This window comes from Erwinia sp. PPS120 (genome assembly GCF_047918655.1).
Lineage (GTDB): Bacteria > Pseudomonadota > Gammaproteobacteria > Enterobacterales > Enterobacteriaceae > Erwinia > Erwinia tasmaniensis_A.
On sequence record NZ_JBLREF010000018.1, the window covers coordinates 26,699 to 49,984 of the forward strand.

General features: G+C 55.9%; 22 protein-coding genes and 2 pseudogenes. 8 read left to right on the plus strand and 16 right to left on the minus strand.

Annotation, left to right across the window (positions count from 1 at the left end):
* Positions 1 to 29 precede the first annotated feature (29 nt).
* Positions 30 to 440, plus strand: coding sequence for a DUF4354 family protein (locus tag ACLRGG_RS11845; protein WP_416249964.1), 411 nt, complete (start codon positions 30 to 32; stop codon positions 438 to 440).
* Between the two features lie 79 nt (positions 441 to 519).
* Here the strand turns inward: ACLRGG_RS11845 and ACLRGG_RS11850 are convergent.
* Positions 520 to 778 (minus strand): annotated as a pseudogene (locus tag ACLRGG_RS11850) (helix-turn-helix domain-containing protein); the annotation flags it as partial.
* Here ACLRGG_RS11850 and ACLRGG_RS11855 point away from each other — a divergent pair.
* The 3 genes and pseudogenes from ACLRGG_RS11855 to glpQ all read left to right on the plus strand — a co-directional run.
* Positions 769 to 1,176 (plus strand): annotated as a pseudogene (locus ACLRGG_RS11855) (Tn3 family transposase); the annotation flags it as partial. The pseudogenes ACLRGG_RS11850 and ACLRGG_RS11855 overlap by 10 nt on opposite strands.
* 232 nt (positions 1,177 to 1,408) lie before the next feature.
* Positions 1,409 to 2,758, plus strand: coding sequence for a glycerol-3-phosphate transporter (glpT, locus tag ACLRGG_RS11860; RefSeq protein ID WP_416249965.1), 1,350 nt, complete (start codon positions 1,409 to 1,411; stop codon positions 2,756 to 2,758).
* A gap of 18 nt (positions 2,759 to 2,776) precedes the next feature.
* The gene (gene glpQ / locus ACLRGG_RS11865; RefSeq protein ID WP_416249966.1) at positions 2,777 to 3,826 is read left to right on the plus strand and encodes a glycerophosphodiester phosphodiesterase; all 1,050 of its coding nucleotides are present in this window, start codon (positions 2,777 to 2,779) and stop codon (positions 3,824 to 3,826) included.
* 57 nt (positions 3,827 to 3,883) lie between these two features.
* Here the strand turns inward: glpQ and yigL are convergent, their stop codons facing one another.
* Together yigL and pldB are read right to left on the minus strand one after the other, a co-directional pair.
* A complete protein-coding gene (gene yigL / locus ACLRGG_RS11870; RefSeq protein WP_416249967.1) occupies positions 3,884 to 4,684 on the minus strand; it encodes a sugar/pyridoxal phosphate phosphatase YigL in 801 nt (266 codons plus the stop codon).
* 69 nt (positions 4,685 to 4,753) lie between these two features.
* Positions 4,754 to 5,746, minus strand: coding sequence for a lysophospholipase L2 (pldB, locus tag ACLRGG_RS11875; RefSeq protein WP_416249968.1), 993 nt, complete (start codon positions 5,744 to 5,746; stop codon positions 4,754 to 4,756).
* A gap of 114 nt (positions 5,747 to 5,860) precedes the next feature.
* On the opposite strand from pldB, the gene rhtB reads away from it, so the two are divergent.
* Complete coding sequence (gene rhtB / locus ACLRGG_RS11880) at positions 5,861 to 6,484, plus strand: homoserine/homoserine lactone efflux protein (protein WP_416249969.1); 624 nt, start codon at positions 5,861 to 5,863, stop codon at positions 6,482 to 6,484.
* A gap of 61 nt (positions 6,485 to 6,545) precedes the next feature.
* On the opposite strand, the gene recQ is transcribed toward rhtB, so the two are convergent.
* A complete protein-coding gene (gene recQ / locus ACLRGG_RS11885; protein WP_416249970.1) occupies positions 6,546 to 8,372 on the minus strand; it encodes an ATP-dependent DNA helicase RecQ in 1,827 nt (608 codons plus the stop codon).
* A gap of 57 nt (positions 8,373 to 8,429) precedes the next feature.
* Positions 8,430 to 9,308 carry a phospholipase A gene (pldA, locus tag ACLRGG_RS11890; RefSeq protein WP_067709753.1) on the minus strand — a complete coding sequence of 293 codons (879 nt, stop codon included), beginning with the start codon at positions 9,306 to 9,308 and terminating at the stop codon, positions 8,430 to 8,432.
* 173 nt (positions 9,309 to 9,481) lie between these two features.
* Between pldA and ACLRGG_RS11895 the strand changes: the two genes are divergently transcribed.
* Complete coding sequence (locus ACLRGG_RS11895) at positions 9,482 to 9,955, plus strand: thioesterase family protein (RefSeq protein WP_416249971.1); 474 nt, start codon at positions 9,482 to 9,484, stop codon at positions 9,953 to 9,955.
* An 82-nt stretch (positions 9,956 to 10,037) separates the two neighbouring features.
* Positions 10,038 to 10,937 (plus strand): EamA family transporter RarD, encoded by a 900-nt coding sequence (rarD, locus tag ACLRGG_RS11900; RefSeq protein WP_416249972.1) that lies wholly within the window; start codon positions 10,038 to 10,040, stop codon positions 10,935 to 10,937.
* A gap of 51 nt (positions 10,938 to 10,988) precedes the next feature.
* Here the strand turns inward: rarD and corA are convergent, their stop codons facing one another.
* Both corA and ysgD read right to left on the minus strand, forming a co-directional pair.
* Positions 10,989 to 11,942 (minus strand): magnesium/cobalt transporter CorA, encoded by a 954-nt coding sequence (gene corA / locus ACLRGG_RS11905; protein ID WP_416249973.1) that lies wholly within the window; start codon positions 11,940 to 11,942, stop codon positions 10,989 to 10,991.
* Between the two features lie 132 nt (positions 11,943 to 12,074).
* Positions 12,075 to 12,131, minus strand: a complete 57-nt coding sequence (gene ysgD / locus ACLRGG_RS11910; RefSeq protein WP_369815727.1) for a YsgD/CorL family protein — start codon at positions 12,129 to 12,131, stop codon at positions 12,075 to 12,077.
* A gap of 88 nt (positions 12,132 to 12,219) precedes the next feature.
* On the opposite strand from ysgD, the gene ACLRGG_RS11915 reads away from it, so the two are divergent.
* Positions 12,220 to 12,693: a WbuC family cupin fold metalloprotein gene (locus ACLRGG_RS11915; RefSeq protein ID WP_416249974.1), complete on the plus strand. Its 474-nt coding sequence runs from the start codon at positions 12,220 to 12,222 to the stop codon at positions 12,691 to 12,693.
* Between the two features lie 17 nt (positions 12,694 to 12,710).
* On the opposite strand, the gene ACLRGG_RS11920 is transcribed toward ACLRGG_RS11915, so the two are convergent.
* From ACLRGG_RS11920 to ACLRGG_RS11960, 9 genes are all read right to left on the minus strand, one after another.
* On the minus strand, positions 12,711 to 14,156 hold the full coding sequence (locus ACLRGG_RS11920; RefSeq protein ID WP_416249975.1) for an S-type pyocin domain-containing protein: 1,446 nt from the start codon (positions 14,154 to 14,156) through the stop codon (positions 12,711 to 12,713).
* Entirely contained in the window at positions 14,141 to 14,767 is a 627-nt protein-coding gene (locus ACLRGG_RS11925) for a colicin-like bacteriocin tRNase domain-containing protein (protein ID WP_416249976.1), read from the minus strand. Before ACLRGG_RS11925 ends, ACLRGG_RS11920 begins: the two co-directional genes overlap by 16 nt.
* A gap of 116 nt (positions 14,768 to 14,883) precedes the next feature.
* On the minus strand, positions 14,884 to 17,046 hold the full coding sequence (gene uvrD, locus ACLRGG_RS11930) for a DNA helicase II (RefSeq protein ID WP_416249977.1): 2,163 nt from the start codon (positions 17,044 to 17,046) through the stop codon (positions 14,884 to 14,886).
* A 62-nt stretch (positions 17,047 to 17,108) separates the two neighbouring features.
* Positions 17,109 to 17,825, minus strand: coding sequence for a 5-amino-6-(5-phospho-D-ribitylamino)uracil phosphatase YigB (gene yigB / locus ACLRGG_RS11935; RefSeq protein ID WP_416249978.1), 717 nt, complete (start codon positions 17,823 to 17,825; stop codon positions 17,109 to 17,111).
* Positions 17,825 to 18,733: a tyrosine recombinase XerC gene (gene xerC, locus ACLRGG_RS11940; RefSeq protein ID WP_416249980.1), complete on the minus strand. Its 909-nt coding sequence runs from the start codon at positions 18,731 to 18,733 to the stop codon at positions 17,825 to 17,827. The genes yigB and xerC overlap by 1 nt, the downstream gene beginning before the upstream one ends.
* Complete coding sequence (locus tag ACLRGG_RS11945; protein WP_416249981.1) at positions 18,730 to 19,437, minus strand: DUF484 domain-containing protein; 708 nt, start codon at positions 19,435 to 19,437, stop codon at positions 18,730 to 18,732. Before ACLRGG_RS11945 ends, xerC begins: the two co-directional genes overlap by 4 nt.
* The gene (dapF, locus tag ACLRGG_RS11950) at positions 19,434 to 20,258 is read right to left on the minus strand and encodes a diaminopimelate epimerase (RefSeq protein ID WP_416249982.1); all 825 of its coding nucleotides are present in this window, start codon (positions 20,256 to 20,258) and stop codon (positions 19,434 to 19,436) included. The genes ACLRGG_RS11945 and dapF overlap by 4 nt, the downstream gene beginning before the upstream one ends.
* Positions 20,259 to 20,285: 27 nt before the next feature.
* On the minus strand, positions 20,286 to 20,519 hold the full coding sequence (lptM, locus tag ACLRGG_RS11955; protein WP_073981057.1) for an LPS translocon maturation chaperone LptM: 234 nt from the start codon (positions 20,517 to 20,519) through the stop codon (positions 20,286 to 20,288).
* A 114-nt stretch (positions 20,520 to 20,633) separates the two neighbouring features.
* Positions 20,634 to 23,189, minus strand: a complete 2,556-nt coding sequence (locus tag ACLRGG_RS11960) for a class I adenylate cyclase (RefSeq protein WP_416249983.1) — start codon at positions 23,187 to 23,189, stop codon at positions 20,634 to 20,636.
* Between the last annotated feature and the right edge of the window lie 97 nt (positions 23,190 to 23,286).

Here is a 23,286-nt window from a genome sequence, read left to right on the forward strand (position 1 = left end):
ACTAATTTTTTGATAAAAGGATATATTCGATGAAAAAGCTGTCTACAGTTCTCCTTTCTTCGCTTGTTCTCTTCTCATTTTCTTCAGTAGCGGCTGAAGATTTACATAGTAAATTGATTATTCAGGCTATCCCATCCTCTGAGGGGACGGTAGTGGTTGAAGGACAGCCTAAGTACGAAAAAACGTTCAAGGTGACTGTATATAGCAACATCAAAAAGCCGATTGAATTAACTGGTTTTGTCGGCTGCTACAAAGCCTTCGATGATAAAGGCAAGGAGTTTGATGAGCGTACCGTGCAGTTGGATCTACTGGGAACTCTGAAGGAAGGAGCTAAAGAAGGCAAAGTATCTTTCGTCAGCGACGATGAATCTGTCTACAATGCCAAATTTGTAAAATGGTCTTCCCAGTGCCCAGGTCTGGCGAAACGCCCCAATAAGTAACACCTGAATTACGACTACATCAAATACAAAAATCTGGAGCCTGTAATTTAAATTGTGTATCTGCCTGTTTTTGATATTTTCACTTCAACAACGGAGACAGGCAAATTATGGACGAAAAGAAACTCAGGGCCCTTTCGTCTTCCAGAATTTTATATACCGTAGAGCGGGCGATGTTTAGCTCCCTGGCTATCGCTGTAGCGCCCTTACCTTCCTGCCTAAGAGAAAGCACAGCGTTACGGGCGATGGTGCGTTTGCGGCCAAACCTGACGCCTTTGAGCTTTGCTGCCGGCCTGGCCTTCGTTGGTACGCTCCAGTATTCTGCGCCGTTCGGCCTCAGAACAACAATTTCCATGACGAAATGGTGGAGCAGTACGGGCGGGTAACGCGTTTTCTTCCGGCGGTATGGCGCGACCTGTATTTCCAGGCAGCGACAGCCGGAGAACATACGCTGTCCGCCATTCTTAATCTGACGGAACTGAACGGCTCGAAAAAGCGCATCCTGGACGATGCGCCTGAACATATTATTACCGGCCCCTGGAAACGCCTGGTGTACGATGCGGAGGTTCATATCTGCCACGACGGTAAATATCCTTCCCTGACTATCAGCAGCCTGGAGAAACTGAATGAGCCTCCATCGTTGCATCGTCTCAACAGTCAGGTAAGGCAGCTGCTCCCGCCGGTAGATTTGACGGAACTGTTGCTTGAGATCGATGCCAGAACGGGATTTACACGTGACTGATATCACCTTTTTGCCTCACCAGAAAAATGTAAACATGTGACGAAAGACATATAAAACATCCATTTGACATAAACCAGTAACATTTGCGCCCTTCTTCACGGTTCGCTTAGCCCCTCTCATTTATCCTGTGCGCGAAATGGAACATGGGATCGTACGAAAAGGTTCGACCACTCCTGCCAGGCGCCTCAGGGCGTCAATAAAACAAATAAACCGCGCCATTGGAGGCCAAATGCTAAGTATTTTTAAGCCAGCTGCGCACCAGCCACGGGTAGACGAGAAGCAAATCGATCCGCTATACCGCAAACTGCGCTGGCAAATTTTCCTCGGTATCTTCTTCGGCTACGCCGCCTATTATCTCGTACGTAAGAACTTTGCCCTGGCAATACCTTATCTGGTCGATCAGGGTTTCTCACGCGGCGATCTGGGCTTTGCCCTGTCAGGCATCTCTGTTGCCTATGGCATCTCAAAATTTATCATGGGATCCGTCTCTGACCGTTCTAATCCACGCGTTTTCCTGCCTGCCGGGCTGATCCTTGCCGCCGCCGTCATGCTGTTTATGGGATTTGTCCCCTGGGCTACCTCCAGCATCATGGTGATGTTTGTGCTGCTGTTTCTCTGTGGCTGGTTCCAGGGAATGGGATGGCCGCCGTGCGGAAGGACTATGGTGCACTGGTGGTCACAGAAGGAGCGTGGAAGAGTGGTTTCCATCTGGAACTGCGCCCACAACGTCGGTGGCGGTATTCCGCCTCTGCTCTTTCTGTTGGGGATGGCCTGGTTTAACGACTGGAAAGCGGCACTCTATATGCCAGCATTCGGGGCCATCGTGGTGGCGATGATTGCCTTTGCCCTGATGCGCGATACGCCTCAGTCCTGCGGGTTGCCGCCAGTGGAGGAGTACAAAAACGACTATCCCCCTGACTATAACGAAAAGCAGGAGCAGGAGCTGACTGCCCGGCAAATTTTTATGCAGTACATTCTGCCTAACAAACTGCTGTGGTACATCGCGCTGGCGAACGTATTCGTCTACCTGCTGCGTTACGGCATTCTCGACTGGTCGCCCACCTATCTGAAAGAGGTGAAGCATTTCGCCCTGGATAAGTCCTCATGGGCCTATTTCCTCTATGAGTATGCCGGGATCCCTGGCACGCTGCTGTGCGGCTGGATGTCGGACAAAATCTTTAAGGGGAACCGTGGCGCGACCGGCGTATTTTTTATGGTGCTGGTCACCATTGCCACCGTGGTGTACTGGATGAACCCGGCCGGGAATCCGGGCATTGATATGGCCTGCATGATTATTATTGGCTTCCTGATCTACGGTCCCGTCATGCTCATCGGGCTCCATGCGCTGGAGCTGGCCCCGAAGAAAGCGGCGGGTACCGCAGCCGGTTTTACCGGCCTCTTTGGCTATCTTGGCGGTTCAGTCGCGGCCAGCGCCATTGTGGGCTACACGGTGGATTACTTCGGCTGGAATGGCGGCTTTATCATTATGGTGGGCGGCTGTGTGATGGCGGTACTTCTGCTGGTGCTGACCATGTTCAGCGAGAAAAAACACAAACAGCGGCTGAGTCAGACTGAATAACAGCAAACGGAGAAGCAGATGAAACTGAATACGCTACTGGTCGCCGTGATGATGAGCGCCGCCTTTTGTGCGGTGGCCGCGCAGGATAAAGTAGTCATTGCCCATCGCGGCGCAAGCGGCTATTTGCCTGAACACACGCTCCCCGCCAAGGCGATGGCCTACGCGCAGGGTGCCGATTTCCTTGAGCAGGACCTGGTCATGAGCCGGGACGATCGCCTGGTGGTGCTGCACGATCGCTACCTTGACCGTGTTACCGACGTTGCCGAACGCTATCCTGATCGCGCGCGCAGCGACGGGCGCTATTATGCGATCGACTTCACCCTGGCGGAAATCAAAGGCCTTAAGTTTACCGAAGGCTTTAGCATTAAAAATGGCAAGAAGGCGCAGACCTTCCCCGGCCGTTTCCCTATGGGCCAGTCAGATTTCCGCGTACATACCTTTGAAGAGGAGATCGAATTTATTCAGGGACTGAATCATTCAACCGGTAAAAATATTGGTCTCTACACCGAAATCAAAGCCCCCTGGTTCCACCGCAAGGCGGGTAAGGATATCTCCGCGAAGGTACTCGACGTCCTGAAGCAGTATGGCTATACCCGCAAAAGCGACAACGTTTATCTGCAATGCTTTGATTACAACGAAGTGAAGCGGATTAAAACTGAGCTGGAGCCCGCCAGAGGGATGAATCTGCGCATGGTACAGCTGATTGCGGAAACGGCGGATAAAGAGACGCAGGAGCAGCAGAAAGGGAAATGGGTCAACTACAGCTACGACTGGATGTTCAAGCCTGGCGCGATGAAAACCATTGCGCAGTATGCCGACGGCATTGGCCCCGACTACCATATGCTGGTGGCTGAGGGGTCAACGCAAGGCCACATACGCCTGACGGATATGGTGAAGGAAGCTCACGACAGCAATATGGTCGTCCATCCCTATACCGTGCGGGCAGATCAGCTCCCCGTCTGGGCAGACAGCGTCAACGAACTGTATGACGTGCTCTATAATCAGGCGAACGTCGACGGATTGTTTACCGACTTCCCGGATAAAGCCGTTAGTTTCCTGCATCACTAACGCGGTTCGTCGTTAATCCTTTTTCCGCCCCATCACCGGGGCGGAAATCCGCACGGTTTAAACCTGATGTAGCTGACGCAGATAGTGGCATACGGCGTTGTCAGCGTTGCTGCCAATCACTTCCAGCTCCGGCAGCAGATCCCTCAGTCGCTGGTGAGAATTGCTCATAATGCAACCCTTGCCCGCCATACTCAGCATCTCTTTATCGTTCATGCCGTCACCAAACGAAATGCACTCTTTCAGTGAATAGCCCAGAGAGCGGGAAACGGCATCCAGCGCGTGGCCCTTTGATACGCCGCCCGCCATCACCTCCAGGCAGGTCGGCAGCGAAAAGCTGACGTTTACGCGATCGCCCCAGCGGGCAATCAGCGCCTCTTCGAGTGGGATCAGCAGTTCCGGTTTACCACAGGTAAAGAAGACCTTGCTGATGCCGTCCGTGGGCAGTGCGCCCGGCTGGTAGACCTGATAGTTGAAGTCTGACTCACGGAAAAAGTCCATCTCTTCCGGCCGGTGCCGGTTAAGAAACCACTCTTCATCACGGTAGATGTTGGTGAAAATATCCTGGTGATCGTGGTGCATCGCAAACAGCTCACGGGCGATATCCTCATCCAGATTCTGGCTGAAAACCAGTTCGCCCGCGGTGTTATGTACCCGAGCACCGTTAGAGGTGATCATGAAAGCATCAATACCCAGGCTGTCGCGCATCTGCGCCACGTCAATATAGTGACGGCCGGTAGCAAAGATAAAATGCACGCCTTTTTGCGTCAGAAGCTGAAGCGTTTCGCGGGCAAAGGAGGACAAACGGTGGTCGGGCGACAGCAGGGTGCCATCAAGATCGGAAGCAACAATAGGGTACATAAAACCTCTGGTTAATCGGTTAGCGGACAGCGTGACCTGTCGGTTAAGGGTAATATCTGAGCGGGGCAATCAGGGATGCCGGGCAAAAAAAGCCACGATGGCATCCAGTGCTTCGGCACGCATGCTGTCTTTTTCAAACAAGATCTCATGACGCGCACCGACGATAACCTTCGGTTTTCCCCCTTCGCAGGGTTGACCCGCGGCAGTCATGGCCTGGCAAAACAGATCCTGGGCCCGGTTATCAACCACCTTATCCTCGCCGGCCTGCAGCAGCAGCAGCGGCGTTGAGATTTCTTTGGCCTTACTGAGAATACTTTTACCGGCCTGAACGCCTTCGCGCACCCAGTGCCAGGTGGGTCCCCCGACGCGCAGCTGCGGATCGTCCGCATAAAAGCGCAAATTTCGCCGGTAGCGTTCGCGGCTATGGGTCAGGTCGTTGATGCCAAAGGGCCGCGCCCGCCATTTTCCGGTGCCGGGCGCATAACCTTCGCGCAGACCGGGACGCTTATCCGTCCAGTTCAGAATACGCTGTGCCACCCAGTCAGGCATCGACAGATAGATACCAAACATCGGCGACGCCAGTGCCACCGCAGCAAAAGCGTTGGGCTGGCGGGCCAGCATCAGCGTCAGGATGGCACCGCCCATCGAGTGGGCCAGCGCATAGCGATGCCGATAGGGGCGGCTGACAATCTCTTTCAGATAGAGCGTTTCCAGGTCGTCAACGTAGTGTTCAAACGCGTCCACATGTCCGCGATGGGGATCCGACAGCAGCCGCCCGGATCGCCCCTGCCCGCGATGATCGGGGATCAGCACGTCATAGCCACAGTGAAAAAGATCCCAGGCCAGTTCGGGATATTTCACATAGCTCTCGATACGTCCGGGAGAGAGTAAAATAACCTTGTCGTGGTGCGCCGCATGAAAGCGAACGTAGCGGATAGGGATGTTATTTACGCCGTTAAATTCACCCTCTTCACGCGTCTGCCAGAACGCCAGCAGCGGCCCGGTGGCAAATGCCGCAAACGCTTTTTCCCGCGTTGGCCAGCCGTTACGATGGTTTGTCATCCGCTCATCGCTCACATCGTTAAACGCTCTGCATGACCCCGTGTCAGCCCGTAGCGCAACCCTTTAATATGTCGTATTGTGTCATACTTCTGCCTGTCCAGGGAGCCTTAACCAATGACCATCGAATGGTGGATTACCTACCTTTTAACCACCACTGTGTTGAGCTTATCGCCGGGTTCCGGCGCGATAAATACCATGAGCACCGGTATCAGTCACGGCTTTCGCGGGGCCGCCGCCTCTATTTCCGGTCTTCAGGTGGGTCTGTCGCTGCACATTCTGCTGGTTGGGATCGGGCTGGGCGCGCTATTTTCCCATTCGGTACTGGCGTTTGAAATACTCAAGTGGGCGGGTGCCGCTTATCTGGTGTGGCTGGGCATTCAGCAGTGGCGTGCAGGCGGAGGCATCGATCTTCAGGCGGTAGCAAAAGCGATGCCGCGCCGCAGGCTGTTCAGGCGGGCGATTCTGGTCAATCTGACCAATCCGAAGAGTATCGTTTTTCTGGCCGCGCTGTTTCCCCAGTTTATCATTCCTCATCAGCCGCAGCTGATGCAGTACCTGATTCTGGGCGTCACTACCGTGGTGGTCGATATCATCGTGATGATTGGCTACGCCACGCTGGCAACGCGCATTGCGGGCTGGATTAAGGGGCCCCGGCAGATGACGCGACTGAACCGAATTTTTGGCGGAATGTTTATGGCAGTGGGTGCCCTGTTAGCTTCAGCGCGACGCATGGCATAAAGCAAACAGGCTGAACCCGATGGACGCTATCGTTCCCTGGGTATATAAACCCGATTAAGCGTCAGTCTTCATCATCAATATGCTCCTTGATCATCATCAGGAAGGGTTTTCCAAAACGCTCCAGTTTTCGTTGCCCCACGCCGTTGATACTGAGCATTTCCGAGGCGTTCACGGGCATCTGCTCCGCCATCTCAATAAGCGTGGCATCGTTAAAGACCACGTACGGCGGGATATTTTCTTCGTCGGCAATCGCTTTGCGAAGCTTACGCAGTTTGGCAAACAGCTTACGATCGTAATTACCGCCGAACGATTTCGGACTGCCGCTGCGTGGTTTAACGCTGACCAGGCGCGGCACCGCCAGCATCAGCGGCGTTTCGCCGCGCAACACGGGCCGGGCCGCTTCGGTAAGCTGTAGCGCGGAATGCATGGCGATATTCTGCGTCACCAGGCCCAGATGGATCAGCTGACGCAGCACGCTGACCCAGTGCTCGTTGGACTGCTCCCGCCCGATGCCGTAGACCGGCAGCTTGTCGTGTTGCATGTCGCGGATCCGCTGGTTATTCGACCCGCGCAGCACCTCAACAATGTAGCTCATGCCAAAGCGCTGCCCGACGCGGTAAATCCCCGAGAGTGCTTTCTGCGCCTCTACCAGGCCATCGTAGCGACGCGGCGGATCGAGGCAGATATCACAGTTATCACAAGGCTGCTGACGGCCTTCACCAAAATAGTTGAGCAGCACCAGACGGCGGCAGGTCTGCGCCTCAGCGAAGGCCCCCATCGCATTCAGCTTGTGACGCTCAATGTCCTGTAGCGGCCCGGGCGCTTTTTCGTCCAGGCAGCGACGCAGCCACGCCATATCTGCCGGATCGTACAGCATCAGCGCTTCGGCCGGCAGGCCGTCACGGCCGGCGCGCCCCGTCTCCTGGTAATAGGATTCGATATTACGGGGGATATCAAAGTGCACCACGAAGCGCACGTTGGGTTTATTGATGCCCATGCCAAAGGCGACCGTTGCCACAACAATTTGCAGATCGTCGCGCTGGAAGGCTTCCTGTACCTGCGCGCGGTGGGCATTGTCCATACCGGCATGATAGGCACCTACGCTCATACCCCGGCTTTGCAAACGAGCCGCGGTATCTTCAACCTTGGCGCGGCTGTTGCAGTATATAATCCCGCACTTGCCGCGCTGATCCTGCACGTAGCGGATCAGCTGTTCGGTCGGCTTAAATTTTTCTACCAGCGTATAGCGGATGTTGGGACGGTCAAAGCTGCTAACCTGAATCAGCGGGTCGTTGAGCTGAAGCAGCCGGGCAATATCGTTTCTGGTGGTTTCATCGGCGGTAGCAGTCAGCGCCATCACCGGCACGTCCGGTAACCGCTGGCGCAGCTGCCCCAGCGCGCCATACTCCGGCCGGAAATCGTGTCCCCACTGGGAGATGCAGTGCGCTTCATCCACGGCCAGCATCGCCGGATTCCAGTGCATCAGTCCGTCAAGGAAGTTATCCATCATCAGACGTTCGGGCGCAATATAGAGCAGCCTGATCCGCCCGGTGCGACAGCCCGCCATCACTTCCTGCTGTTCTTCACGCGTCTGCGTTGAATTCAGACAGGCCGCCGCCACGCCGTTGGCCAGCAGCTGGTCCACCTGATCTTTCATCAGTGAAATAAGGGGAGAGACCACCAGCGTCAGGCCTTCGCGGACCAGAGCGGGAATTTGATAGCACAGCGACTTACCGCCGCCGGTAGGCATCACCACCAGGCAGTCTCGCCCTTTCAGCGACGCCTGAATAATCGTTTGTTGTCCGGGGCGAAACTGCTGGTAGCCGAAGGTATCCTGCAGGACCTGTTCCGCCAACGCTTCCTGATTTATTACTGCTGCCGTAGACACATATTCCCCAAATCTGATGATGAGTGGGCCAGCGCCAGGTGGCCCACCCCGAGAGCTTTAAAACAGGTCGTTCAGCATCACGCCGACGCCAATACGCGTCTGGCGATGATTGTAGTCAATCAGTGATTCACCGTAGCCGCTAAACAACTGGGTGTAGAAGCGCATATGCTCACTGAGTGGATAACTCCAGCCCATCTCCGCGCCGCCGTAACCGGTGTTCCAGTTATAGTTGCTCTTCACGCTGAAGATGCTTTCGCCCCACTGATAGCCTACCGTCAGGCGATAATACCCCATGTACTTAGTGATATCTGGGTTATCATCATTATTTTCACTTTCTGGAATGCGGTACCAGGGTTTAGCTTCCACCATCCAGTTACCGTTCTGCGCCATCAGTCGGGCGTATACGCGGTTCCAGCTACGGGAAGTCGGATCGGAACGTCCGTTGGACTCATGGTTCAGGCCCGTTTCCACATCGCGCAGCGTCCAGCCCGCGAACGAATAATCCGTTGCCCAACCGATGAAAATTTGCGGCTGATAGTTCGTTTCGCGGAACGGGGATGAGCCGCCCCGGTTCGAGATCTGCCACCAGGAGTCCTGAGTATAGGAGGCCGCCAGCACCGAGTTATCGCCCGCAATTCCACGCCACAGCGGAAACGCCAGACTTAGCTGAAACTTTGCCTCGTCGTGCTTCGCCTTATTCGCCCAGTTATATGACTTAATCGCCTCTTTATTGATGCTGCTGGTATCGGTATAAATGATGTAATTACTTTCATAGGGATAAAGCACAAAGGGGTTGTCATGCTTTTCCAGCAGGTTAGCAATGATACTGCCGCGCACGGCAGGCTGGTCATGTACTTCCGTGACCGTCGCTTCCTGTGCCAGTACTAACGAGGGAAACAGGAGTGCTGTCATCAGCAATCCTTTGAGCATAGCCATATGTGTTCTCCAGAATTGAACGTAATGTGGGTAAAAAGCACGCCATTCTACACAGAAACGTCGGGGGGCATTAGTGCTGATTGTATAAAGTAAAACGCGGCAGAGGCTGAGCGTATAACAGTGATGCCGTTGCCCACTCTCTCTGTGCCATTTTGCCACAAAGGAAACGCCTTATGACCTCAGCCGTCTCTCTGCCTCAGGACGCTGCCCGGCGCCTGATCGGAGATATATTTGTCTATGATATGCCGTTCAATCAGTCACTGGGCCTGCGCCTGGATCGTCTGGAACCCGACTATGCCGAACTCAGTTTTGACAACCAGACAAAGCTGGTGGGTAACGTGGCGCAACAGATCCTGCACGGCGGGGTGATTGCCGCCGTACTGGACGTTGCCGCGGGGCTGATTTGCGTGAGCAGCGCCCTCACCCGTCAGGAGAGCATCACCGAAGATGAACTGCGTCAGCGACTTTCGCGCATGGGCACCATTGATATGCGCGTGGATTATCTGCGGCCGGGCCGGGGAGAGCGTTTTATCGCCAGCAGCAGTCTGCTACGCGCGGGGAACAAAGTGGCCGTTGCCCGGGTGGAGCTGCACAATGACATAGGGGTCTACATCGCCAGCGCGACGGCAACCTATCTTGTCGGCTAGTAAAAACTAAACGTTATCTGCCTGTACAGCTTTACGAACAAACATCTGCCTCCTATCCACTCATTTAACGGAGTAAACTTTCATGGACGCGCAACAAACGCGACAGGGCGTACTGTTCGCCCTGGGTGCCTATTTTATCTGGGGCGTAGCACCTGCCTACTTCAAGCTGATTCAGGAGGTGCCGCCCACGGAAATCATGACACACCGGGTTATCTGGTCATTTTTCTTTATGCTGCTGTTGGTTAGCCTTTGCCGGAACTGGGAGAGCGTAAAGCTTACGCTTCGTCAGCCGAAGAAAGTGCTGCTGCTGGCGCTTTCCGCCACGGTGATAGCCGGTAACTGGCTGCTGTTTATCTGGGCGGTGAATAACCAGCATTTGCTGGAGGCCAGCCTGGGCTATTTCATTAATCCACTGCTCAACGTGCTTGTGGGGATGGTGTTTCTGGGGGAGCGTTTCCGGCGGGCACAGTGGCTGGCAGTGGCGTTGGCCGCCTGCGGCGTCCTGCTACAGCTGTGGAAGTTTGGCTCGGTACCGGTCATTGCGCTGGGCCTGGCGGTGACATTTTCCTTGTACGGCCTGCTGCGCAAGAAGATTGGGGTGGATGCCCAGACCGGCATGCTGATTGAAACCACCTGGCTGCTCCCGGCGGCCGCCATTTATCTTTTCGTCGTGGCCGACAGCCACACCAGCCATCTGAGCCAGAATACGTTACATCTTAACCTGCTGCTGATTGCCGCAGGGGTGGTGACCACCGTCCCGCTGATGCTGTTTACCGCCGCCTGCACGCGCCTGCGCCTCTCCACTGTCGGTTTTTTTCAGTACCTTGGCCCGACGCTGATGTTCCTGCTGGCCGTTATCTTTTACGGCGAACAGATGACGCCGGATAAAGTCCTCTCTTTTAGCTTTATCTGGGCCGCGCTGGCGGTGTTTATTTTTGATGCAATATGGACGTTCAGGCGCAGACAGCCGGTACCCGTCTGATATGTGACATTCACCCTGGCGGTCAGGGTGGATGTCATCCACACGGCGGCGTCAGAGCCAGTTTTTGCGCTTAAAGTAGGCGTAAGGCGCCAGCCCCGCCAGGATCATCAGAGCAATCGCGCCGGGGTAACCAAAGCTCCACTTCAGCTCCGGCATAAACTCAAAGTTCATGCCGTAGCTGGAGGCCACCAGCGTTGGCGGCAGGAACACCACGGAGACCACCGAGAAGATTTTGATGATGCGGTTCTGTTCGATATTGATAAAGCCCATCGCCGCCTGCATCAGGAAGTTCACCTTCTGGAACAGCGATTCGTTATGCGGCAGCAGCGATTCGATGTCGCGCAGAATTTCCCGCGCCTGCTCCAGCTGATTGCCCGGCAGGCGAGCCTTACGCACCAGGAAGTTAAGCGCGCGCTGGGTATCCATCAGGCAGAGGCGAACCTTCCAGCCGATATCTTCCAGTTCCGCCAGCGTTGACAGCGCTGAGTCAAACTCGTCACCCTGCTGTCCTTCCATAATAACCCGGCTGAGCTTTTCCAGATCGCTGTAGATGTTTTCAATTTCATCCGCCAGCTGTTCGATTTTCGTTTCAAACAGGTCCAGCAGCAGCTCCCAGGCATTACCGTCAATCAGCACCTGATTACGTGCGCGCATGCGATAAAGACGGAACGCAGGCAGTTCGCGCTCGCGCAGCGTGTAAAGACGGCCTTCACGGATGGTAAATGCCACCGTGGAGTTACCGGCGTGGTCGTCCGCATCTTCATAGAAGAAAAAAGAGTGGATATGCAGGCCGTCTTCGTCTTCAAAGAAACGGGCAGATGCCTCGATGTCTTCCAGTTCAGGACGGGTTGCCAGGCTCTGGCCCAGCTCGTTCTGCACGCGATCGCGCTCGTTCTCTTCAGGCTCAACCAGGTCAACCCAGACCGAACTGACCAGCTCATCGCCAGGTTCTTCCAGCTCGAGACGGATCAGGCGGCTGTGATCAAGTTTAAATGCGCTCAGCATAGCTGTACTCCCAAATCGCAATAACGTGGGACTGGCGCTTGAACACGGGGCGTTTCAGGTCGATATGACTCAGAGCGACGCAAAGCGGAGGTCGCCAACAACCACGAAGGCTATCGGCAGAGGAGGATAGCCTTAGGAGTTGTACCTGTTATCCAGGTCAATGAGCCAGTATCTACTGGGTGTGTCCAAGGCGAATGTCCTCTTAGGGTAATGGTGCGCGCATGTTACGCTGTGCTGAAAATGGCGTCAACAGCAACCCCGGATAATAAGGATTCCAATGAAACAGATTACCCGTTCCGACTTAAGACACATGAGTGAACAGGCTGCCAGCGTGGCCCGACTGCGTTCACACCGCACGCTGCATGAAGAACTCAGCGATCCGGTACAACGTCTGGCCATCGCCATGGAACCGCGTACCTATATCCGCCCGCACCGCCATCCGCAAACCTGGGAGTTGCTCACGCCGCTAAAGGGCCGCTTTGTGGTGTTGCAGTTTAACGACGCAGGAGAAGTGACCCATCGTATCGTGCTGGGCGAAGATATTTTGTTACAGGAAATACCCGCTTTTAGCTGGCATGCGGTGCTGTCTCTGGATGAAGGCGGCGTAATTTTTGAGGTGAAACATGGCCCATATCAGGCGCTGACGGAAGATGACTGTCAGCACTGGGCACCGCAGGAAGGTGCCGAAGGAACGGCTGAAGTGATGGCCTGGTATGCCAGCGCACAGCCGGGCGACCGCTATTTGAAATAATTATCTTAATCTTTGGTTCAGTGGGTTACAGACCTCATTATACTTAACTTACCCGGCAGGTAGTTAAACATTATCCAGAGGGGTTTAAGGCCGGATGCCGCAGGGGGGATAATGATCCGTTCGCGGTAGCCGGTATCCCCCGCAGCGGGCAGCGTTTCGACAACCGGCGCGGGCTGAGTTCCGCTGTTATTGCCGGTATGGATAATCGCTTCCGGGATTTGCGGCACCTGAGGCGTGAGCGGCCCGCTGCCTGGCGCTTTATCCGGAGTGATTAAGACCGGTACTCTGACCCCGGCATCATCACAAAGATCATAATGATAGAATCCGGTGTCCGCATCACTCCAGGCGGAAAGGTGTACAACAGGAACATTGACCGGTTTTTCATGACGCACCAACGCCACCTTCAACAGGTTATCCTGCAACACCAGTTGCGCGGTCAGTGACAGTGCTATCGTATCACCGACCCTGTTCAGGGCTGCGCTATCCGTCAGCCCCAGCACATCAGCGGGCAGCATAACGGTGCTGATATCGGTGTCAGTGAAATCTATCGCGGTCAGCGTCACCGCCGCGGGCAGAGTGTGCGATGTTTCCTGCAACGTTTTTCGCGCCTCTTCAGCTCTTTGCCATAACCGGTCGGCTTCCTCGCCAGCAAAGGTAACGCTGCCCAATTGATGCCCGGCAAAACTCAGCGGTGAACGGCTGGATTCTGCCTCTGCGGCAAACCCGCGCAATACCACGGTTCCGGCGACAGCCAGTTTGGTTTGCGCCCACGCCTGCTGTTCCTCCAGCGTTTTTTGCGGCATAAAAGAGGGCGGTGCCGGTACACCAAAAGCGGGAATATCAATTTTTATATCGGGCGGAGAGATCGGTTCAGTGACCGGGAGAGTGGCCGCTATGCTCTCGGCAATTTCCTGCCAGGCTGCATCAATGGAGGGAATTGACTGTTGCAGGGACTGCCGTGTTTTCTCTATTTCCTCACTGAGTTGTTCAGCGGATTTAATATTAGCGGCGACCATCGCCGTGCTGAGATAATCCTGCAGATCCTGCTTTCTTTGCTGGCGATACGCCTCTACCGCCTTGCGGTTCTCCTCCGCGCGATGCTGAGAAAAACGCTGGCTGGCCGCCTGATACATCGCCTCATAGCGGGTGTTAATTTCTGCAGCACTTTCACGTAACGCAACCAACTCAGCTTCATATGCAGCAACCGACCCGTTTAACGCGGCGGCCTGTTGCTGCAGTTGGTCGGCTCCGGCAGTATCGCCTTTGGCGCGGAGCAGATCCGTTTCGGCCAGCAGCGCCGCTGCGCTGGCACGGATATGGCTTATGTCAAAAATTTTAACCTGTACCAGTTGCCGGGCATAGCTGTTTTCACGCAGCAACTGGTTTTCTTCTGCGGTAAACAGGGGAAGGGTGTAGCTGTCGCTCCGGATACGGGGCAGTGATTCGTTCAGCAGCGTTTGCAAAGACTCAATGGCCCAGACGGTCTGCTGTTTTCGGGCGAGTTCGTTGAGTTTTTTTGGTTAACGGGTGCCATGATTTCAACCACCGAGACATACAGCGGTGGCTGCCCGGACCCGGTGGGAAAATGCACAATGGCATCATGAGTGTTATTGCCCCCTGCGGGGATCACTGCGCCAGGCTGCGCCTCTTTAACTTCCGTAAACACCGCCGAGGGTTGACTGAGCGCCGGTTTGGTTTCATCCGAAAGCTGAATATGCACCGGCGGCATACCCGGTACCACGCTAACCTGATAGACATCCGGTCGCGCGGTACTGACCGCCTGCACTACCTGAACCTGCTGCGCGGGCTGACTTTTGCCGGGGCGCACCACCGCTAACTGCTGTTTCTCCTCAACCACGACATCCTGAATACGCGCCTTAACCGCCACGGTGCCACTTTTCGGTAGTGCTTCTGGCGCGATGTTGGTGACTTTTTCCGCAGCTACCGATGCCTGTGCCTCCGGAAAGAGCGTAAGATTGATTTTACTGCTGCCTGAAGATCCGTTATTGCCGTTACCCCCACCATTCCCCTGGGGACTGGTAGAACTGCTGTTACCGCCAGTATAGTGATGCACACTCCAGCCACCGGGATCGGTGGTGGTGGTCCATCCGCCACCGCTGTTGGGGCCGCCAGCTCCGGAAACACCATTATTGGGTTTCAGCTACTGAACGGTTTCATAGTGACATTCATTCACACCGTTTCCAGCTTCGCATAGGCGGCTACCAGCCACTTAATGCCCTGCCCCTGAAACGCCACCTGAAGGCGACTGTGATCGCCACTGCCTTCCAGGTTAACGATGGTCCCTTCACCAAACTTAGCGTGACGTACCCGCTGGCCAAGCGCAAACCCGCTGTCATTTTGCGAAACCGGCGTCCCCATACGCTGGTGGCTGACCGGACGGCTGATGCTGGCGCGCAGGCGAACCTCTTCCACACACTCCTCAGGCAGTTCGCCAACGAAGCGAGAGGGGCGGTGGAAAACCTCTTTGCCGTACAGGCGGCGGGTTTCCGCAAAGGTCAGCGTCAGTTTCTGCATGGCGCGCGTGACGCCGACGTAGGCAAGCCGCCGCTCCTCTTCCAGCCTGCCGCCCTCTTCCAGCGACATCTGGCTGGGGAACATGCCCTCTTCCATTCCGACGATAAACACCTGCATAAACTCCAGGCCCTTCGCGGCATGCATGGTCATCAGCTGTACCGCGTCCTGCCACTTATCTGCCTGACCTTCGCCGGCCTCCAGCGCGGCATGCGAGAGAAAAGCCTGTAGCGGCATCAGATCTTCGTCTTCATCCTGATAGCTGTACTGCCGGGTGGCGTTGACCAGTTCCTCAAGGTTCTCGACTCGCGCCTGGCCTTTTTCACCCTTCTCCTGCTCGTACATCAGCCACAGGCCCGAATCCTTAATTACCCGGTCAGTCTGGACGTGGAGCGGCAGCTCGCTGGTTTCCTGGGCCAGCGAATCCACCAGCTCGCTGAAGCGCTGTAGCGCCGAGGCCGCGCGTCCGGCCAGCGCTTTCTCCTGCAACAGCGCGCGCGTACTCTGCCACAGCGTTAGCTGCCGCTCACGGGCGGTCTGTCTGACAACATCAAGCGTACGATCGCCGATGCCGCGCGTTGGCGTGTTCACCACGCGCTCAAAGGCCGCATCGTCATTACGGTTCGCGATTAGCCGCAGATAGGCCAGTGAGTCTTTGATTTCCTGACGTTCAAAGAAGCGCATTCCGCCATAAATACGGTAGGGCATGCTGGTTTGCAGCAGGGCTTCTTCCAGCACGCGCGACTGGGCGTTGCTGCGATAGAGAATGGCGCAGTCATTCAGCGCCCCGCCGTTTTCCATCCATACCTTGATGCGGTTGACCACATAGCGGGCTTCATCCAGCTCGTTAAAGGCGCAGTACAGGGCTATCGGCTCACCGTCGCTGTCGTCGGTCCACAGCTCTTTGCCCAGCCGACCGGTATTGTTGGCGATCAGCGCATTGGCTGCTTTCAGAATATTATTGGTCGAGCGGTAGTTTTGCTCGAGGCGGATTGTTTCCGCACCGGGGAAGTCGTTGAGGAAGCGCTGAATATTCTCCACCTGCGCGCCGCGCCAGCCGTAGATCGACTGATCGTCGTCACCCACGATAATCACTTTGCCGGTATCGCCCGCCAGCATGCGTATCCAGGCGTACTGGATATTGTTGGTATCCTGGAATTCGTCGACCAGGATATTGGTAAAGCGTTCGCGGTAGTGATTGAGGATATGCGGCTTATTAAGCCACAGTTCGTGCGCGCGCAGCAGCAGTTCGGCAAAATCCACCAATCCTGCCCGATCGCAGGCTTCCTGATAGGCCTGGTAGATGCGCAGCCAGGTTTGTTCAACCGGATTACCGTAGCTTTCAATATGCTTTGGTCGCAGCCCTTCATCTTTTTTGCCGTTGATGTACCACATCCCCTGACGGGCAGGCCACTGCTTTTCGTCCAGATTCATCGCCTTGATCAGACGCTTGAGCAGACGCATCTGATCCTCGCTGTCGAGGATCTGAAAGTCCTGTGGCAGGCTGGCATCCAGGTGATGAGCGCGTAGCAGGCGGTGCGCCAGGCCGTGGAAGGTACCGATCCACATGCCGCCCTGGCTGGTGCCTATCAGCTGCTCGATGCGGTGGCGCATTTCGGCTGCCGCTTTGTTAGTGAACGTTACCGCCATGATTGAATAGGGAGAACAGTTCTCCACCGCCATCAGCCAGGCGATGCGGTGCACCAGCACGCGGGTTTTACCGCTGCCTGCCCCCGCCAGCACCAGTAAGTTGCTGCGCGGCGCGGCAACGGCCTCGCGTTGTTTGTCATTCAAACTGTCCAGCAACTCAGAAACGTCCACAGGCACCACCAGAAAAAGAGAAAAGGAGCGTCATGCGCCCCACTGGATATTTAACCAGCCTATTATATCAGCGTAGTCAGCGATGCCAACCGTGAAATTTCCAGCGTGGGCAGCAGGCGGGCATCATCAATATGCATCAGATTGCCGCCGCGCAGGTTTATCCAACAGGCCTGCATGCCGCTGCGCACCGCGCCCGCCACGTCCGTGGTCAGGTCGTCGCCCACATGCAGAATGCTTTCCAGCGGCAGATTAAGCTTTTCTGCGGCCAGGTGATACATATCCTGATACGGCTTGGCGCGGCCGTGCGGGCCGGCTCGCAGAATAAAGGTAAAATAGCCTTCCAGACCAAACAGATGCGGATCGGCATTACCATTCGTTATCGCTATCAGCGGCAGCTTTTCCGCCAGTGCGGCAAGCGTGGTGTGGGTCTCATCCGGCACCGCAATCTGATTACGCCAGTGGGTGAAATGCGTCATCACCACCCGCGATCCCTTATCCGCTTCGCTGTCACTCAGTCCCGCCTGGCGCATCGCCAGCTCAATGGCGCGGCGGCGCCATTCGCTGACGTCGTGATAGATCTCCGGCTCCTGCTCGCGCAGGCTGTCGCGCAGCTGCTGGTAGTTCTCTACGCTGAATCCGTTAAGCGCAGGATGATACTGCTGTAAAAAAGCGTGGGATTCTTTGGTCGTACGGCGGATAACCGGGTGATTATCGTACAGCGTGTCGTCGAGATCGAACGACATCGCCGCCACAGGGCGCAGCGGGCGGTAAAAGTGCATCAGGATTTTCCTCGTTTCGCACGGGGATGGGCAGCATCGTAGACCGACGCCAGATGTTGAAAGTCGAGATGGGTATAGATTTGCGTGGTACTCAGGTTGGCGTGTCCCAGCAGCTCCTGTACGGCCCGGAGATCGCCGCTGGACTCCAGCATATGGGTGGCAAAGGAGTGGCGCAGCTTGTGTGGATGAATATGGCTGGAGATGCCCTGCTTTACGCCCCATTCGGCGAAGCGCTTCTGCACATTGCGCGTCGAGATACGCTTGCCCTGCTTTGACAGGAAAACCGCATCGTCTTCAGGCGCAAAGAGTTCACGCAGCGCCAGCCAGTGCTCCATCCAGGTTACCGCCGTCCGGCCTATGGGCAGGCGGCGCTCTTTACTGCCCTTACCCACCACCCAGACTTCACCGGACGCCAGATCAAGATGGCCGGTGTCGATCCCGACCAGTTCAGAGAGACGAAGTCCGGCGCCGTACATGATCTCCAGCATGGCCCGATCCCGCACCGCCAGCGGATCGTTAATGTCGATCTCCAGCAGGCGGTTGACGTCGTCCACGTCTATATTTTTTGGCAGGTGGCGCGGCGCGCGCGGCGTCGCAACGCCTTTTGCCGGATTGGCTTTTATCACCCCCTGGGCGACCAGCCAGTCGAGAAAGCTGCGCAGGGCGGAGAGGCGCAGCGCCAGGCTGGCGGGTTTCAACCCGGCACGACGGCTGCGCGCCGCCAGCGAGCGGACCCGGGCGGCGTCGAGCTGCCGCCAGTCGGGTAGTTTCATCTCTTCCAGCAGTACGATACAGGCGGTCAGCTGACGTTGATAATTGATTTGCGTCAGCGGGCTTAGCTGGCGTTCAACCTTAAGATAACGCAGAAAGCCCTCTACGGCGTTAAGTAGAGGCGCGTCGCTGCTCATACGCGCTCAACCCACCGCGCCAGCAGTTCGGGCAGCATCAGGGAGAGATGCTGGAGCAGCACCGTGCCCATGCCTGACTGGTAGTGCTGAGTGTCGCGGCTGCTGAAAATGAGTACGCCCAGATCGCCCTGCTCGCCCATCAGCGACAGTGCAACCGAGCCAATCGCTTTCGCCTGCGGCAGCAGCAGCAGCAGCTCGGGGCCATTCAGGCTGCCTAAGAAGTGTTGCTTATTGCCGAGACGCTGAATGCGAACGGATTCGAACGCCTGACGCGACAGCGCAAGCTGGGTGAAATCCGATGGTGCGCCTATGCGCCACTTTTCGCTGAACAGACGCACATTCGCTCCGGCCAGCCCCAGTTCGCGCGCCCAGCGATGCAGGCGGTTAAGCATTTCATGCAGGCTGGGGGCTGAGGCCAGACGGCCCTGTAGCGTTAGCAGGCGATCGAACAGCTGCTGATTGGCACTGGCCTGCTCCATCAGCAGGGTGATCTCTTCTTCCAGCTGGCCGATATGATGGCGCTGACGACCCAACTGCCATTCCACCAGGGATACGCTGCCGCGTACGGGGTGGGGCACCAGCATCTGCTCGACCTGCCGCGCATTGCGAATAAAGAAGTCCGGATGTTGCAGCAGGTAATCGCTAACGGCACGATCGTCCAGCATCAGTTCGCTGGTAACCTGTTGTTCCCCGACATATTTCATAAGTGGATAAACCCGTCATAAACGTGAGTGGCAGGGCCGGTCATATAGAGCGGATGACCGGGACCTTTCCAGGCAATATTTAAGCTGCCGCCTGGCAGATCGACCCGAACCTGTTCTGCCAGCAGCGCCTGCTGGATCCCAACCGCCACGGCCGCACAGGCACCGCTGCCGCAGGCCTGCGTCTCGCCCGCGCCTCGCTCAAAGACGCGCAGGCGGATATGCCCGCTGTCCACGATCTCCATAAAGCCGACGTTAACCCGCTCGGGGAAGCGCTCATGGCTTTCGAGTACCGGACCCAGTACCGAGACCTGCGCGGTTTTAACGCTGTCGACCTGGAGCACGCAGTGAGGATTCCCCAATGACACCACGCCGCACATTACCGTTTGCTCAGCGGCACGCATCAGGTAAAGGCTTTCGGCCTTGTTGGCGCGAAAAGGCACCTGCTGGGGTTCAAAGTTGGGTTCGCCCATATTCACGCAGACCCGCTCATCCTGGGTCACGCTGAGTACCATGCGCCCAGACTGCGTGCTGACCTGGATATCTTTTTTATTGGTCAGCCCCTTCAGGCGAACAAAACGGGCAAAACAGCGCGCGCCATTGCCACACTGGGCAACTTCACTGCCGTCAGAATTGAAAATGCGATAGTGGAAATCCAGATCGGGATCGTAGGGCGGTTCAACGATCAGCAGCTGATCAAAACCGATCCCCAGATGACGATCGGCCAGACGCCGGATCAGCTCGGGCGAGAAATAGACGTTTTGCGTAACGGCATCGACCACCATAAAGTCATTGCCCAGACCGTGCATCTTCGAGAACTGCATTTTCTGCTCCGACGAATATGTCATAGTTTACTGAGCCGACGTCGTGCCCGATTCAGTGGTCTCTGACGACGTACTGGTCTGCGTCGGATCGGTGGTGGTTGTCTGCTTCTGCGCATCCGCGCGGGTTGGCTTATAGTCGCTTGCGCTGGTTTGCTTTTTTGGCTGTTCCTGAGGAGGAAAGTAGAGCGGCCCTTTTAGTCCACATCCCGTCAGGCTGGCCACAGCCAGCACCAGCGCCATCCGGCAAATCACTTTATTCATGCTTATTCTGCTCGTTATCAGTGCCTGTTGGATGTCTATCATCGCAGGTGAAGTGCTAAAAGCAACTGAAATGGTGATCCTGTTTCTCAATTGGCGAAGCGAAGCAGGTTTGGCTTAGTGCATCTGAATGTGCTGGGCGTAATCCCCGCCCGAGGCATTATCAGATACGTTGGCGCAGAGCTGAGCGAGCGTCTGGCTGCGGAAGGGGATCACCTGAAAACGATCGTCGACCTGAACAATCTGATAAAACTGCGGCAGGTTGAAATTGATAAAGCTGGAACCGTAGGTGAAGCGATCGTGCGATGAGGAGTAGAAGCGACTGACATCGCGCACCAGCTCCTCTTTGCTGCCTTCGCAGTGGTGATAAATCTCGACCCGGTTGGTTTCATCCAGAATATAGATGTTAAATCCGTGGTCGTCTTTGGTGTCTTCAAAGAAGAACTGGATGATGCCTTCGCTGGCATAGCCATTCACCACCGAGGGCAGACGCGACTGATCGGTTTCCACCTTAATTGACAGGCCGTGCAGCTTGTTATTAGAGATGGCACCATAAAACTCCACCGCATTCTCCAGCTTTTGCACCGAGACACTCATGCGCTCGAAGAACAGCCCCCACGTCTGGCCTGCCACGCGAACGGCCTTAAAGCGGCCCGGTTCCTGGCGCGTACTGGAAAGTCGCAGCTCAATACATTCCGATACCAGCTGCTGAACGCGGGTGCGGATCAGCCCCCTGAGATGCTGGCTGTAGCAGAAGACCTCCACCGCATCCGGTGGGGCGGCATCCTGATGCATTTTGCCCAGAATGGTTTTCAGCGCCTCAATCATCGCCTGCTCGCCGTTAAAGTGCAGCGTACGCACCTCATTCCACGAGTTACGATAGAGCAGATCGATACTGCCGATTAAACACTGCGGCTGCTGACCGAAGCTAAACACGTCGAGCTTGCGGAAGTCGAAGTGCACCACCTGATTACGGAAGGCGGCGGTCGGGTCATATTCCAGATTCACGATAATCGCCAGATGGCGAATTTCGCAGGGGCTGTAGAGCGCTTTTGCCGTGGGGGATGGCAGGCGCAGCGGGAAGTGATGGGAGACATCCGCCACCAGCTCCTGCAGTCGCGCCAGATCGCATACGGCATTGCCTTTGATATGCAGCCGCGTATTGCGGGTCAGCAGGCCGTTAAACCATGCCCAGGCCACCAGTTTATTAAGGTAGCGGTTATATTCCAGCGGCTGATGGCTGATAATAGACTGCATATCCGGCGACTGATTATAAAGATACCAGCCCGCCCGGTTAGCGCGGCCGTTAGGCACGTGAATAAAGGTCAGATGCGCTTCGGACAGATCGGGCGAAATCTGCGGGTTGATCAACGTCACCTTGCCAGGCAGCGCTTCAAAAGCCGCATAGAGTTTACGCGTCAGGACGCCGATATCCTGCGGACTGGCGCTGACGCTCAGGTTATTGCGCCGCGCAAAGCGGATCAGGTTGCGATAGCTCTGCATCATCGCATCCAGCAGTTCGTTATGAGCCTCGCGCACGCGGCCAATTTTCCAGTTGGCACGGTTATCGAGGATTTCCAGACGCGCGTCGTCCCAGCCCCACTCCTTCACCAGCTGGCTCAGGATCTCCCGCCGCCAGCCAGACTGCTCTTCCTCGATGGAGAGCTTTTCGCATACCTTAAGGTAAAAGCAGCGGCGAACCAGATCCAGCCGGGCGGTGTCATCGATTTTGGTGAGATACTGCGTGACCCTTTCCAGCATCATGCAGTAAGGATCAAGGCCGTAAGAGACGATTTCGCCATCATGCAGGCGCTGTTTAATATCCATCGCCAGCAGCCGGGTCGCCGGATACTCCCAGGAGTAGGCTTCCAGCAGCAGCGTTTTCAGCACGGCTTTATAAGGGGAATCAATGCTTTTATAGAGCTGCCACAGGCTGGCACCAAAGTACTCTTCCGCAGACAGCGTACCCAGGCCACCCAGATCCAGCCACTCGTTCGGCGTCAGTACGCCTTTCTGGTAAAGCGACATGACATAATCGTCGTAGTGCTCTTCCTCTTCGCCCGGAACCATATTCCACAGAATACGCTTGCCTGCCAGGCGGACGGCGGTGCGATAAAATTCGTCCAGCAGCAGAATATGCTGCGTGGAGCCACAGTCTTCGCCGCCCAGGCTGCCGCTTTCATTATGACGAAAGCGGTTTTCATCAATCAGGAAGAAGCTGACTTCCACGCCCATCGCCGCGCACCAGCTTTGCAGCAGGGTGCATTTTTTCTGTAAGCCCAGTCGCTCTTCGTTATCAAGCCATGACTGGTGGCACACCCAGATATCCAGATCCGAGGTAACGTTCTGGCCGACGGAAGAGGTGCTGCCCATAGAGTAAACGCCAGTGATGGGCATTTCACCCTCGGGAGGTAACGCGGCGCTGGCACCAGACTCGCCTTCAAGATCGGCAAGCCAGGCGCTTTGGCTTTCATCAGGCGCGTAGAAGCCGATGCCATGTGGAACGTTACCTTCAAGGTAACCCGGCATCAGCGGGTGATGATAATGTAATAACGTTGGCAGCAGACTGTATACCTGTTGAAAGTCAGGCCCCATTGCAGCCAGCGCGCGATCAACGCGCAGCTGGTTAATGGCATCCAGTCTCTGCTTCAGTGTCTCTATATAGAGGTACAAGACGTCTCGCCTGATTGTCCCAGTGCATATAAAAAAGCCTGTTTCCGCCGTCCGCCGCATTTTTTTAGAAAATAGTCGTACGGATTTTTGCTGGAAA